The sequence below is a fragment of the Marinobacter sp. S0848L genome (genome assembly GCF_023016065.1).
Taxonomy (GTDB): domain Bacteria; phylum Pseudomonadota; class Gammaproteobacteria; order Pseudomonadales; family Oleiphilaceae; genus Marinobacter.
In genome coordinates, this window is record NZ_JALKAQ010000006.1 from 1 (window position 1) to 12,641 (window position 12,641).

Below are 12,641 nucleotides of genomic sequence, written 5' to 3' on the forward strand. Positions count from 1 at the left end.
AGGGGGTCAAAACCATCAGAAAATCCACGATTTTCGTTTTGACCCCCTACCCCCGACTGATGCCCTGCTCCAAAACCAACAAGCCAAAAAAGGGCGAATCAAACAATGAACGCGACCGAAGGCACCCTGTTCTGGGGATTCCTCATGGTATACGGCGTGGTGATGTATGCGCTGTCGCCAAAAAGCAAAAACGCCAACTCGTTTTACAAAGGCGCCGACGATCAAGGCAACCCGGTTGGTCAGTGGTCACTGACCGCCAGTATCTTCATCAGCTGGATCTTCGCCAAGTCAGTTACCAACGCAGCCAATCTCGGTGCCAGTTATGGTGTGGTGGGTGGCCTGGCCTACGCCAGCTATTGGTTGTCGATACCCGTGGCTGGTTACGTGATCTACCTGATACGAACCCAAACCGGCGCCCGCAGCCTGCAAGAATTCCTGACCTCTCGATTCGGCCGCCTGGCCAGCCTTGCCTTTGCCGCCGCGATTCTGATTCGGCTTTATAACGAAATCTGGAGCAACACCGCAGTCGTCGGAGGTTACTTCGGCTTGCCGGGTGACTGGGAGTATTACGCGGCAGCGATGTTGTTCACCTTCTTTACCCTGGCCTATAGCCTCAAAGGCGGGCTGCGGTCCTCGATTTTTACCGATGTCATTCAAACCTTTGTGTTTGTGTTCTTCGTCGGTGCGGTGTTGTTTCTGATTCTGCCTGAAAACGACACCGGGGCGTTGCTGACCAACGGCGAGTTCCGGTTGGAAGCCGGAGCCGATTTGTTGTTGGTGGCGTTACTGCAAATGTTCAGCTACCCGTTTCACGACCCCGTACTGACCGACAGAGGCTTTGTGAACAAAGAGAAAACCATGCTCAAAAGCTTTGTGGTGGCGGGGCTGCTTGGCTTCTTGGCCGTGTTCATCTTCAGTCTGGTGGGGGTGCATGCCCGGTTGCACGGCATTGAGGTTGTGGGTAACGCGCCGGCGGCGGTGGGTCAGTCGTTGGGGTTAGCGGCGTTGTTCTTCATGAGTGTGGTGATGATGACGTCAGCCGGTTCCACGCTAGACTCCACTTTTACGTCTTTGGCGAAATCTCTGGCCGTCGATCTGCCGCGTTTGATCAAACGTGCCGGCGCCAAATTGCCCAGTATCCGTGTAGGTGCTGTGGTGATGGTCGTTTTTGCGTTTTTAGGCAATGTGCCCATGTTTGCAGGCACCGATATCCTGAAAGCCACTACCATCTCCGGCACCATGGTGATGGGGTTGGCACCGGTCTTCCTGTTCTACGGTTTTACCCGTTGGTCACCGTGGAGTTTTCATCTGAGTTTCTGGACCGGTCTGGGTTTGGGCGTTTTGATGACCATTGGGTTGATTCCGCAGAGTTGGGCCATCGGTGAAGGTAAATACGCGTTGTTGTTGGGGGTAAACGCGTGGGGCATTTTGATGTGTACTGCCGGGTTCTTTTTGCCGTTGGTCGTGCGCAAGCTGGCGGGGTTTTGGTTGGCTGGACGTAAGGGCGACTCCGGTGTGTGGTAACGATACGCGGTTTCGTTTAGCCGGTGTGCAGACGGCGATGTTTGGAGCCCTAAAGGTTTTGCCGGTAGTTGTTTTTGTTGGCGCGATTTTGAGTGTTGGTCTATGTTTAGGGTTAGTAGGTCTAATTTCGCCTGAAAGCCTGTGTCGCAGTGGCTGCAGAGGTTTTTTTGTGTGTATTCTGGCCGTTTTTAGTGCACGGAAAGCGAGAATTGGCTCGTGGGTTCAGGGTGCGATCTCTGGGCTAAATCGGACTTTTGCTTGAAATATATTTCGTGCTCTATATAATTTATGCCTAAATTTTGACGTGAAACGACAAAACATGACCTCTGAAGGATCGAATACCACCGCCATCACCCTGCGTAAACCAACCAAGGATGATGGCTTCAGGCTCCACCAGTTGGTGGCGGAATGTCCTCCGCTGGACCCCAACTCGATTTACTGCAACCTCCTGCAGTGCAGCCACTTTGCCGAAACCGGCGTGGCCGCGGAGAAAGACGGCGACTTGGTCGGCTTTATCTCCGGATACATCCCTCCCCAGCAGCCCGAAACAGTATTTGTCTGGCAAGTGGCCGTACACGAGAAAGGCCGTGGACAAGGCTTGGCCAAGCGGATGCTGAAAGAAATCGTGGGCCGTGACGCTTGTAAGGGCGTTACCCATATGGAAACCACGATTACGGAAGACAACGACGCTTCCTGGGCTTTGTTCCGCTCGTTCGCCCGTGACCTAGGTGCAGAGCTCACCTACCACGAGCACTTCGAGAAAGGCACCCATTTCGGTGGCAAGCACGATTCCGAGTTCTTGCTGCGCATCGGACCTTTTACGAAGCCTGTCTGAGAGCTCTGATTCACAGCGAGTGAATCTTGACCGAGATTTTATACAGCCCGGGCCGCCCGAGGTGGGCCTGTTATGTGGCTGAAATAAACGCCCGGTAGGTTTGTTGCGACCGACACGTTTTACCAGCAAGCCGCCGAGCACAACCTCGAACCTACTATGCTAAGAGGCAAGACAATGGAAATTTTTAAGTCTACTGAATCCGAAGTACGTGTTTATTCCCGCGCCTTTCCGGTGGTTTTTAACCGCGCCAAGAACGCGCATTTGTACACCGAAGACGGCAAGCAGTACCTGGATTTTCTGGCCGGTGCCGGTTCCCTGAACTACGGCCACAACAACGACACCCTGAAGAAAGCGCTGCTTGAATACATCGAAGCAGACGGAGTGAGCCAAGGCCTGGACCTGTTCACCACCGCCAAGCAGGACTTTATGCAGTCCTACAAAAAGAACATCCTTCAGCCCCGCGGCTTGAACTACAAAATGCAGTTTACCGGCCCGACCGGTACCAACTGTGTCGAAGCGGCCATGAAGCTGGCCCGTAAGGTGAAAGGTCGTACCAACATTATCTCTTTCACCAACGGTTTCCACGGTGTGACCACCGGTGCTGTCGCGGCTACCGGTAACAAACACCACCGTGGTGGCGTAGGCATGCCGCTGGGCAATGTCGATTTCATGTTCTACGACGGTTACCTGGGTGAAGATGTCGATTCCCTGGCCATCATGGACAAAGTGCTGTCAGACAGCTCTTCCGGTATCGAAACCCCGGCTGCCGTAATCGTGGAAGCGGTTCAGGGTGAAGGTGGCTTGAACGCTGCTCGCGCTGAATGGCTGAAAGGTTTGTCGGAGCTGTGCGAGAAGCACGACATTCTGTTGATTCTGGACGACATTCAGGCGGGTAACGGCCGTACCGGTGAGTTCTTCAGCTTTGAATTTGCAGGCATCAAGCCGGACATCGTGACCGTTTCCAAGTCTCTGAGTGGTTACGGCCTGCCAATGGCACTGGTGCTGTTCAAGCCGGAGCTGGATATCTGGGAGTCCGGTGAACACAACGGTACCTTCCGTGGTAACAACATGGCTTTCGTGACCGCCCGTGCCGCCATCGATGCCTACTGGAAAGACGACTCTTTTGCCGATTCGGTGAAAGCCAAGGCGAAAGTGCTGGGTGATGAGCTGCAGGCGATTTGTGATCGTTACCCCGGCGAATTCAAGGTGAAAGGCCGTGGTCTGATGCGTGGTATCGAAGCTGCGAATGCCGACGTCACTGGCCCGATCACCAAGCTGGCGTTCGAGAAAGGTCTGATCATCGAAACCAGTGGCCCGAATGACGAAGTGATCAAGTGCCTGATGCCGCTGACTACCAGCGAAGACGATCTGCGCCGTGGTGCCCAGCTGCTGGGTGAAAGTGTCGATGAAATCATGCAGAAGGGAATCAGCGAGGCGTCTTAAGGCGCCCGCACTGATTTACTCCTATTCTGTAGATGGCAGAGGCAATTTTATGACTACGGCACAGCACACCGTCGAGAAAATCGGCGGTACCTCCATGAGCAACTACGAGGCCGTACGCGACAATATTATTATTGGTAATCGCGATAAGGCGGACCTCTATCAGCGGATCTTCGTGGTGTCGGCCTACGGTGGCGTCACCAACGAACTGCTGGAACACAAGAAAACCGGTGAACCGGGCGTTTATGCCCTGTTTGCCGATGCAGAATCCGATTGGGCGTGGGGCGACGACCTCACCACCCTGATCAAACTGCTGACCGACATCAACGGCGACCTGTTTGCAGACCCCATGCTGAAACAGCAGGCCGACCAGTTTATTACCGACCGCATTGAAGGGGTTCGGGGTTGCCTGATCGACCTTCAGCGCCTGTGTTCCTACGGTCAGTTCCAGCTGGAAGAACACCTGCTGACGGTGCGGGAAATGCTGGCGGGTATTGGCGAAGCCCACAGTGCTTTCAATACCGCGTTGAAACTTCAGCAAGAAGGCATCAACGCCCGCTTCGTTGACCTGACCGGCTGGCGTGACAGTGAATTGCTGCCGCTGGATGAAAAACTGCAACAGGCGTTCGACAATGTAGACCTGAGCCGCGAACTGCCGATCGTGACCGGTTACGCCCAGTGTAAAGAAGGTCTGATGCGTACCTTCGATCGTGGTTACAGCGAGATGACCTTCAGTCGTATTGCGGTCATGACCAACGCCTGCGAAGCGATCATCCACAAAGAGTATCACTTGAGCTCTGCGGACCCGAACATCGTGGGTGAAGACAAGGTGGTTCCACTGGGCCGCACCAACTACGACGTAGCCGACCAGTTGGCGAACCTGGGTATGGAAGCGATCCACCCCCGTGCCGGTAAGGGCCTGCGCCAGAACGAGATCCCCCTGCGGGTGATGAACACGTTCGAGCCAGAGCACACCGGTACGCTGATCACGGGCGATTACGTCAGTGAAAAGCCGCAAGTTGAAATCATTGCGGGTGCCAAGGGCGTTTTCGCCATCGAAGTGTTCGATCAGGACATGCAGGGTGAGCCGGGCTCTGACCGCGCTTTGCTGGACATCCTGTCCCGCTACAAAGTGCGTTTTATCTCCAAAGACACCAACGCCAACACCATTACCCACTATGTGGATACCACGCTCAAGCATGTGAAGCGGGTGGTGAAAGCGATGGAAGAAGCCTTCCCGAATGCCGAGCTGAGCACCCGAAAGGTGGCTTTGGTTTCAGCCATTGGCAGCGATATGAAAGTGCCGGGTATTCTGGCTCGTTCGGTCAAGTCGCTGGCTGATAAAGGCATCAGCGTACTGGCGATTCACCAGTGCATGCGCCAGGTGGACATCCAGTTCGTGATCGACGAAGACCACTACGACTCTGCAATCGCTGCGTTGCACGGTGCGCTTATCGAGCCCCACAACCACGAATATGCAATTGTCGCGGCGTCTGAGACGCCCTGAAAATTACCCGCAGACGAACACGGTCGCTTCGTCTGCGGGTAATGGAGGTTGTCTTGCCTCCCGATCGGGCGCCCGGTCCGCCGTTCTATAGATGGCCGGGTGTGTCCGATCACCTCCTCCTGAGTTTCCTTCTCTGTTTTTCTCTCCGAAACTTAAAGCGATAAGGCTTTGCATTCTTGATGCGCTTTGCAGCTAACCAGATGGTCATTCACCATGCCGGTGGCCTGCATGAAGGCATAGACAATGGTGGGGCCAACAAAGTTGAAGCCGGCCTTCTTCAAGGCTTTGGACATAGCTTCCGATTCGGGCGTGGTGACGGGAACCTCTTCAATCGAGCCCCAGTGATTTTGTATCGGGCGATGATTCACGAATTTCCAAAGGAATTCCGAAAACTCTACGCCCTGCTCTTGCAGTGCCAGGTAGGCGCGTGCGTTTCGAATGATGGATTGCACCTTCAGGCGGTTGCGGATAACCCCTGGGTCATTCAGCAGTCGGGCCTGATCCTGTTCGGTGAACCGGGCGATCGTTTCCGGATCAAAGTTGGCGTAAGCCGCCCGGTAGGAGTCGTGTTTGCGCAAAATGGTTAACCAGCTTAGCCCGGCTTGCTGGCCATCCAGACACAATTTTTCAAACAGTGCCTGATTGTCATACTCGGGTCTGCCCCAGACCGTATCGTGGTAATGCACGTAGAGCGGGTCTGTGCCGCACCATGGGCATCGCTGCTGAGTGTCAGGCATGGTTGCTCCTAGCGTTTGGCCCGAATCGTCCGATGGTAGAGTGGGTCCCAAATGGTGTCCAGAGGCTCGGCCGGTGCCAGGCTGTAATCCTCTGGTGGCGGCTCCAGCAAGGTAACGGCCGGCCAATTGGCCTCCAGGTCGGGATTGTTGGTTTGATACACCAGCGTGGCGAGAAACCCTTCGACGTAACAGCCGCAGCTTTGCCACTGTCGGTCGGGCTGATCCCCGTACAGCTCGAAGTCTTTTCGAACTTCCAGTGTTTGCAGGTTCCCGGCAATGCCCCGGCGTGTGGCCTTCAGCCAAGCTTCTTTCAGGGTCCAGACCTGCAGAAAATTGTAGGGATCGTTTGCCCGCAGTAACCATTCTTGCTCAACCGGTGAAAACCACCGCTTGGCAACGCCCTGCCAATCCGGCTTACGTTGGCTGGGTTCAACATCTATGCCCAACGGCGTTGGACCAATCGCTACCGCATTGAGCCCCTGGCTGTGGCTGAGGGACATATGCCAGCCGACCGGAAACTGCGAGGCTATGGGGCGGCCATCAACAGGGAAGCACTGTTCTGCGGGTACGTTGCCGCTTTTGCCCAAGCCTTGGCGAATCAACCAGCGGCTGGACAAATATTCTCCACGGCGTGGGCCATCCAGCTTTGCCAACGAGTCTCGCTCAAACGCGGTCAGCCAGTCCGGCAAAGAATCCGGTACGCTCGAAATTTGATGGCACAGCCAGATTTGCGGTGTTTCAGGGTTGTAGTCGTTGGATCGTCCAGGCATCCGCTTCTCTCACGTATTCAAATCGGTCGTGAAGCCGGCTGGGTCGTCCTTGCCAGAATTCGATTCGCTCCGGAACCACTCGGTATCCACCCCAGAAATCAGGCAGAGGAATTTCGCCAGAGCTAAACTTGCGTTTCATTTCCGCAACTTTTTGCTCGAGTAAACCCCGTGATGTAATGGCTTTGCTTTGCTCGGAAACCCAGGCACCTATCTGGCTGCCGCGAGGTCTTGAGGTGAAATACCTCAGTGATTCCGACTTACTGACTTTCTCGACCGCGCCTTGAATGCGTACCTGACGGTTCAGGCCGATCCACGGAAACAGCAACGCAGCGCGTGGGTTCTGGTCGAGCTCGCGCGCTTTTCGGCTACTGTAATTGGTGTAAAAAACAAAACCGTGGTCGTCGAAATACTTCAGCAGCACGGTCCGGATATCGGGCATATGATCTGCGCCGCAGGTGGCTAAAGACATCGCATTTGGCTCCAGAATACCAGCCTTGCGACTGTCTTCGAACCAGTTTTGGAACTGAATCACAGGGTCGTCATGCAAATGTTCACGGTCCAGGCCCTCACTTTCAAAGTCCCGACGCATATCGCCGATATCCATAGAGCTGTTCTCCGTTGGCGGTCACAGGAGTTTTTAAGGTGTTGAGGATATAGGGTTCGGCGGCGGCTGTCAGGTATGGCTGACAAAGCCGTTGTGTGAACGCTATGCTTTAGTGATGACCATAACGGGTAAGGGAGAGTTTTGTGGGCCAATCAGCGGCAGCAAGTCATAGGGTCAGAAATCTGTTGATCGGGTTGTGTGTTTTGCTAGTGCTGTATGCGCTGGCTGGATTTCTGTTGCTGCCGTGGTGGCTGGAGAAAGAGTTACCGGGCCAGTTGAAAGACAAAATGGGTTGGCAGGCACAGGTTTCGGACATCCGGTTTAACCCGTTTCTGTTCAGCCTGGAAGCCGACAAGTTTTCGGCCCGGGACGACGATGACCGGCCCGTTGCCGCGTTTGAACATTTGCGTGTCAATCTGGATGTGTTGCATCTTGCCAAAGGTGTGGTGGGGTTTGATGAAATCCGCCTGATCAAGCCCGACGTGCGGCTGGATCTATTGGAGAATTACTCCATCAATTTCGTGCGGGACTGGCAGCAAGCGAACCCGGAAATCGAGGTGGACGCACCCGAGACGGATAAAGAAGCGTCTGAGCCACCTAAGCTCTACTTCCGGCACTTGGCTATCGAAAATGGCCGGTTATTATTCCGAGACTTTACTCATGATGACACCGTCGAGTTGGAGGTGGAGCCGCTGGATCTGGCCGTTGACGATCTGTCCACCTGGTCGCGCAGTGAAGAGGACAGCCGCTACTCCATTCAGGCGGCCATTGGTGATCAAACCCTTGAATGGGAGGGTGAGCTGAGTATTAACCCATTGTATTCCGAAGGCCGGGTTCGGTTTTCCGATGTGAATTATAGAACGTTGTCCAAGTATCTGGAGCCTTACCTACCTTGGCAGTTACAGAATGGGCGGGTTACGGTTGAGTCGGATTATTGGTTGTCAAACGAGCGGGGTTTTCAGCTGCAAACGTCCAACGGTGAGGTCGAGCTGAAAGAGCTGGCGTTCGCGTTGGCTGAAGACATAGACGAGCCGGCGTTGACCCTGGAAGCCCTGTCGGTGGGTGGCATCGGCTTCGATCTGGCCGGCCAGGAAGCGCAGGTCGGTATGGTAAAGATTGAGCAGCCGATGGTGTCGGTTGCCCGGCGAGCTGATGGCAGCATTGACTGGCAAGCCTCATTGAAGTCTGTTGAGACAAGGTCAGCGGCTGAAACGCCGCAGAGCTCTGCCCCGTCGTTCCAGTGGGAGGTCCAGGGTGTTGAGTTAACGCAGGGTCGCTTGCGTTGGCGGGATGAAGCGGCTGTGCAGCCTGCAGAGCTGGAGTTGGTGGATCTGGAGGTTACCTTGGGTGAACTTTCGTACCGGACAGACGAGCCGGTGGACTACCAACTCTCCACCAAGCTGGCCAGTGGCGGGCAACTTACCGCCAAGGGCCAGCTTACCCCCACCCCATTCAACTTCGAAGCGGCATTGGCAGGCTCTGGCATTGCACTGGCTGCGGTTGAGCCCTACATACAGATGGGAGCCAACGTTGCGGTGGCGGATGGTTTACTCGGTTTTGACGGCAATCTGGACCTGGACGGGCAAGACGATCCGGTAACCGGCACCTTCAGCGGTTCGGCGCAAATTACCGGCTTTGATCTGCGCCTGCCGGATCAAGAGGGCGAATTGGTGTCCTGGCAGTTGCTGCGATTGGCACCGGTGGAATTCAACGTTAACCCGGCCCGTTTGGAGATTGGCACGGTCACGCTCGAGCAGCCTGCTCTCAATCTGGTTCGGGTAAAAGGCGGTGCTCACAACGTCGAACGTATTGTTAAAACCGGGCCCGATGCGCAGGCCAGCGAGCAATCCTCAAATGAGGCTTCTGCGGCGCAAGGTAATGACGAGCCGGCGTTTATATTCCGGATTGGCGAGTTGCTGATTGATGAGGGTTCGGTGGGGTACACCGACCGAACGCTCACCCCCGTTTTCTCGACCAGCTTTGAGGCGTTATCGGGTTCTGTCAGTGGTATCAGCAACGTGCCGCCCCAACAGGGGCTGGTCAATCTGCAAGGCGAATTGGCCGGCGGTGCGCCGGTAAAATTCGAAGGCTCGTTGGGCGCTTTGGGTACCGACGAAACCAGCGATCTGAAGCTCACGATGGAAGGCTTGTCTCTGCCGGTACTTTCCCCTTATCTCGGGCGTTATTTGGGGTACGCCGTTGATGCCGGAAAACTGGATCTTGAGCTGGATTACGAAATCACCGGTACCAACTTGAAGGCCTCGAATCAGTTAGTTCTGGATCAGATGCGACTGGGGCAATCGATCGCCAGTGAAGAAGCCGTTAACGCGCCGGTAAAATTGGGGCTGGCCTTGCTGACTAATCAGCAAGGCATTATCAAAGTGGATTTGCCGGTAGAGGGCGATATCACAAATCCGGATTTCCGAATTGGTCAGGTGGTGATGCGCACCTTTGTGAATCTACTGGTCAAAGCGGCCGCATCTCCGTTCAGCATGCTCGGCTCGCTGGCGGACTTTGCCGGGTTCGGCAGTGAAGAGCTGGGCCGTGTCAGCTTTGTGCCCGGTGAAATCGCTTTAGCGGACGGCGAGGCGGAGAAAATCGCAGCCTTGGCTAAGGCGTTGAACGATCGGCCGGATTTACTGCTGAGCATTCGTGGTGCAGCGGCACCCACAGTCGATGGGCTGGAGCTGCTGAAGGCACGCTTGAGAGCAGTCGGAGAAGCCGTCACCGAAGAAGCCTGGGCCCAAGCCCAGCAGGAGTACCGGGCCGGCGAACGCCAATTGCCACCGGAAGCGTTGAGCCAGCTTGCAGCCAAGCGTGGGCAAGCGATTTACCGGTTATTGAAGGACACTCACGGAGTGCCCAGTGGCCAGTTGTTCACACTGGATACGTTGCAGCACTCGGAATTGGACGAACAAGGGAACGTGATCGTGCCGTTCACACTGGATGTGCGCTGATTGCGGTCCAACAGGAAACTGGAATGAGTTTGAAGAAAACGCCCGTAAGCCATTTTTTTGCCTATGTGTCCCGGCTGCGCTGGATCAAACGCTGGGGTTTGATGCGCAATGCCATTGAAGAAAACGTAGCAACCCATTCCTGGGAAGTCGCCACCATTGCCCATGCACTGGCGCTGATCCGCAACACGCAATTTGGTGGTCAGGTAAATGCTGATCGCGTTGCGACCGCTGCGCTCTATCACGATGCCACTGAGGTGATTACCGGTGATATGCCGACGCCAGTGAAGTACCACTCAAAAGTGATGCGGGAAGCGTTCGGCGATATTGAACACAAAGCTGAAAGTGAACTGTTGGCGTTGCTGCCCGATGAGTTGCAGGATGCTTTCTCGCCTTATCTGCGGGAATCGCAGTGGAGCGTGGAAGAAAAAGAGTTGATTAAATCTGCCGACCGGTTGTCTGCGCTGTTGAAGTGCCGGGCCGAAATCCAGACCGGTAATAAAGAATTTGAGCCGGCGGCCGAGCAAATTCTCCGCCGCCTGCAAGAAGACGCGTTGCCGGAAGTGATGTACTTCCTTGACGTGTTCGCGCCCAGTTATGAGCGCCCGCTGGATCATCTACTGGGTTAGCGAGCGCTCATCGCCTTTCAGTTGGTGCCAGCGGAAGCCACCATGCCGCTGCGCAAACCGTCACGCACTACATCTTCGGGGCTGCCCGCCAGTTCCCGGAACATGCCCATAGAGCCCAGCAGCGCGGTCGATTCGTAAGGCACGAACACGCGCTCGCCGTCTTGCGCCATGGTCGGCAGGGCTTTGATGTAGCTTTGGCCCAGCAGGTAGCCCACAACCGTGCGCTTGTTTTCTTCGTTTTCGCCAATCGCATTCAACACCAGGCGAATGGATTCCTGCTCACCCTGAGCCCGCAGGATGGCGGATTCTTTATCGCCCTGAGCATTCAGGATGGCAGATTCACGCTGGCCCTGAGCCATAGCAATCGCCGCGGCTTTTTCACCCTCGGCCTCGGTCACCGTGGCACGACGCTTACGCTCGGCGGCCATTTGCAGGCGCATGGCCTCTTCCACTTCTTCCGGCATGCTGATGTCTTGCACTTCCACGCGCGTAAGCTTCACGCCCCACTTCGATGCGGCTTCTTCCATCTCGGCCTGAATGGCGCTGTTCACTTCGCTGCGGGATTCAAACAGCTTGTCGAGCTCCATTTTGCCGACCACCGAACGCAGCGTGGTTTTAGCCAGCACTTCCACCGCCTGGCTCATGTTGGCGACTTCGTACACGGCACGGCGAGGGTCGATGATCTGGTAGTAAAGCGCGCCATTGATTTTCACCGTCACGTTATCGGTGGTCACCACCGGCTGGCCGGGGAAGTCCATTACCGTTTCCCGGCGATCGATGCGGACTTCATCACTGGTTACCGGGTGGTATTCCTCACCCATGCGCATGTAACGAATCATGCTGATCGGGCGGGGCTTTTCGATAAAAGGAATGATGATGTTGATGCCGCTCTCGAGTACGCGGTTAAACGAACCCAGCCGCTCGATAACCATGACTTCGGATTGGCGAATAATCACCAGACCTTTGGCAATAACGAAAATGCCGACAGCGACAATAATTAAGCTGATAACCAGCCCCGGAGTAATGAATGCTTCCATGTTTAACCTTCCTGTTTGGGTTGAGCTAGGTGCACGATGGCGGTGGTGCCATCAAACTTGTCGAAAATCACGGCGGTGCCTTCAGGCAAGTCAGGGCTACTGCCGTCGGAGAATTTCAGACGATAGAAGTCGCCGTTGACTTTGATGCCGGTGGCACCATCAAAACCACGCAGCAGTGTCCGATACGTTTTGCCATGTTCAACACCGGTGCCGGTGGTGCCGTAAGCCACGCCTTTGGGCGAAAAACGAGGGCGTATCCAGCGAATGGCAACGGGCACCAATATGCCCGACATGATACCCATGGTGACCAATTGCCATTCAAAGGGGGCACCCAGAAACGACACCAGGGCCGTCAGCGCGGCCGCAATACCGAGCGCCAGCAGCAAAAGTACGCCAGAGGTGAGTTCGGCAAGGCTGAGAACCAAAGCCAGAATCAGCCATAAGTGGGTAAGACTCCATTCCATAATCAGTTCCAAGCGAAGGGCATGAATTTACAAGAAGTTTGATTGTAACCAAAGGGTTCGCTGCCGTCTCGAACTGCCTTGCGTTTAACCCGCGACAAAACTGCTAGGGAAAATCCGGTTGCGTGTTTTATAGTCAGGGT

The 12,641-nt window shown here is 55.3% G+C and carries 11 protein-coding genes; 6 read left to right on the top strand and 5 right to left on the bottom strand.

All coding sequences use genetic code 11. The annotated features are described in order from the left end of the window. Nucleotides 1-105: 105 nt before the first annotated feature. The 4 genes from MWU64_RS09155 to MWU64_RS09170 all read left to right on the top strand — a co-directional run bounded on the left by MWU64_RS09155 (nucleotide 106) and on the right by MWU64_RS09170 (nucleotide 5,306). Nucleotides 106-1,524 (top strand): sodium:solute symporter, encoded by a 1,419-nt coding sequence (locus tag MWU64_RS09155; protein WP_247063691.1) that lies wholly within the window; start codon nucleotides 106-108, stop codon nucleotides 1,522-1,524. Nucleotides 1,525-1,843: 319 nt separating this feature from the next. Then, a complete protein-coding gene (gene ectA / locus MWU64_RS09160; RefSeq protein WP_247063693.1) occupies nucleotides 1,844-2,359 on the top strand; it encodes a diaminobutyrate acetyltransferase in 516 nt (171 codons plus the stop codon). A 174-nt stretch (nucleotides 2,360-2,533) separates the two neighbouring features. Next, nucleotides 2,534-3,802, top strand: coding sequence for a diaminobutyrate--2-oxoglutarate transaminase (gene ectB / locus MWU64_RS09165; protein ID WP_247063694.1), 1,269 nt, complete (start codon nucleotides 2,534-2,536; stop codon nucleotides 3,800-3,802). A gap of 49 nt (nucleotides 3,803-3,851) precedes the next feature. Beyond that, complete coding sequence (locus tag MWU64_RS09170) at nucleotides 3,852-5,306, top strand: aspartate kinase (RefSeq protein ID WP_247063695.1); 1,455 nt, start codon at nucleotides 3,852-3,854, stop codon at nucleotides 5,304-5,306. A gap of 152 nt (nucleotides 5,307-5,458) precedes the next feature. Here MWU64_RS09170 and MWU64_RS09175 read toward each other — a convergent pair whose 3' ends face one another. From MWU64_RS09175 to pdxH, 3 genes are read right to left on the bottom strand one after another with little or no spacing between them, the layout of a single operon-like run. Further along, nucleotides 5,459-6,043 carry a DNA-3-methyladenine glycosylase I gene (locus MWU64_RS09175; protein WP_247063696.1) on the bottom strand — a complete coding sequence of 195 codons (585 nt, stop codon included), beginning with the start codon at nucleotides 6,041-6,043 and terminating at the stop codon, nucleotides 5,459-5,461. An 8-nt stretch (nucleotides 6,044-6,051) separates the two neighbouring features. Next, complete coding sequence (locus MWU64_RS09180) at nucleotides 6,052-6,813, bottom strand: 4'-phosphopantetheinyl transferase superfamily protein (protein ID WP_247063697.1); 762 nt, start codon at nucleotides 6,811-6,813, stop codon at nucleotides 6,052-6,054. After that, nucleotides 6,782-7,417 carry a pyridoxamine 5'-phosphate oxidase gene (pdxH, locus tag MWU64_RS09185; RefSeq protein ID WP_247063698.1) on the bottom strand — a complete coding sequence of 212 codons (636 nt, stop codon included), beginning with the start codon at nucleotides 7,415-7,417 and terminating at the stop codon, nucleotides 6,782-6,784. The genes MWU64_RS09180 and pdxH overlap by 32 nt, the downstream gene beginning before the upstream one ends. Before the next feature lie 143 nt (nucleotides 7,418-7,560). On the opposite strand from pdxH, the gene MWU64_RS09190 reads away from it, so the two are divergent. Both MWU64_RS09190 and yfbR read left to right on the top strand, forming a co-directional pair. Further along, the gene (locus MWU64_RS09190; protein WP_247063700.1) at nucleotides 7,561-10,374 is read left to right on the top strand and encodes a DUF748 domain-containing protein; all 2,814 of its coding nucleotides are present in this window, start codon (nucleotides 7,561-7,563) and stop codon (nucleotides 10,372-10,374) included. Between the two features lie 23 nt (nucleotides 10,375-10,397). Then, nucleotides 10,398-11,000: a 5'-deoxynucleotidase gene (gene yfbR / locus MWU64_RS09195; protein ID WP_247063702.1), complete on the top strand. Its 603-nt coding sequence runs from the start codon at nucleotides 10,398-10,400 to the stop codon at nucleotides 10,998-11,000. A gap of 17 nt (nucleotides 11,001-11,017) precedes the next feature. Here the strand turns inward: yfbR and MWU64_RS09200 are convergent, their stop codons facing one another. Together MWU64_RS09200 and MWU64_RS09205 are read right to left on the bottom strand one after the other, a co-directional pair. Further along, the gene (locus MWU64_RS09200) at nucleotides 11,018-12,037 is read right to left on the bottom strand and encodes an SPFH domain-containing protein (RefSeq protein ID WP_247063705.1); all 1,020 of its coding nucleotides are present in this window, start codon (nucleotides 12,035-12,037) and stop codon (nucleotides 11,018-11,020) included. 2 nt (nucleotides 12,038-12,039) lie between these two features. Beyond that, complete coding sequence (locus MWU64_RS09205) at nucleotides 12,040-12,501, bottom strand: nodulation efficiency, NfeD-like protein (RefSeq protein ID WP_247063706.1); 462 nt, start codon at nucleotides 12,499-12,501, stop codon at nucleotides 12,040-12,042. Nucleotides 12,502-12,641: the final 140 nt, after the last annotated feature.

Coding starts and splice junctions, on each gene's coding strand:
- yfbR (WP_247063702.1), top strand. CDS start 10,398: ATGAGTTTGAAGAAAACGCCCGTAAGCCATTTTTTTGCCTATGTGTCC.
- MWU64_RS09205 (WP_247063706.1), bottom strand. CDS start 12,501: ATGGAATGGAGTCTTACCCACTTATGGCTGATTCTGGCTTTGGTTCTC.
- pdxH (WP_247063698.1), bottom strand. CDS start 7,417: ATGGATATCGGCGATATGCGTCGGGACTTTGAAAGTGAGGGCCTGGAC.
- MWU64_RS09175 (WP_247063696.1), bottom strand. CDS start 6,043: ATGCCTGACACTCAGCAGCGATGCCCATGGTGCGGCACAGACCCGCTC.
- MWU64_RS09155 (WP_247063691.1), top strand. CDS start 106: ATGAACGCGACCGAAGGCACCCTGTTCTGGGGATTCCTCATGGTATAC.
- ectB (WP_247063694.1), top strand. CDS start 2,534: ATGGAAATTTTTAAGTCTACTGAATCCGAAGTACGTGTTTATTCCCGC.
- MWU64_RS09170 (WP_247063695.1), top strand. CDS start 3,852: ATGACTACGGCACAGCACACCGTCGAGAAAATCGGCGGTACCTCCATG.
- MWU64_RS09180 (WP_247063697.1), bottom strand. CDS start 6,813: ATGCCTGGACGATCCAACGACTACAACCCTGAAACACCGCAAATCTGG.
- ectA (WP_247063693.1), top strand. CDS start 1,844: ATGACCTCTGAAGGATCGAATACCACCGCCATCACCCTGCGTAAACCA.
- MWU64_RS09200 (WP_247063705.1), bottom strand. CDS start 12,037: ATGGAAGCATTCATTACTCCGGGGCTGGTTATCAGCTTAATTATTGTC.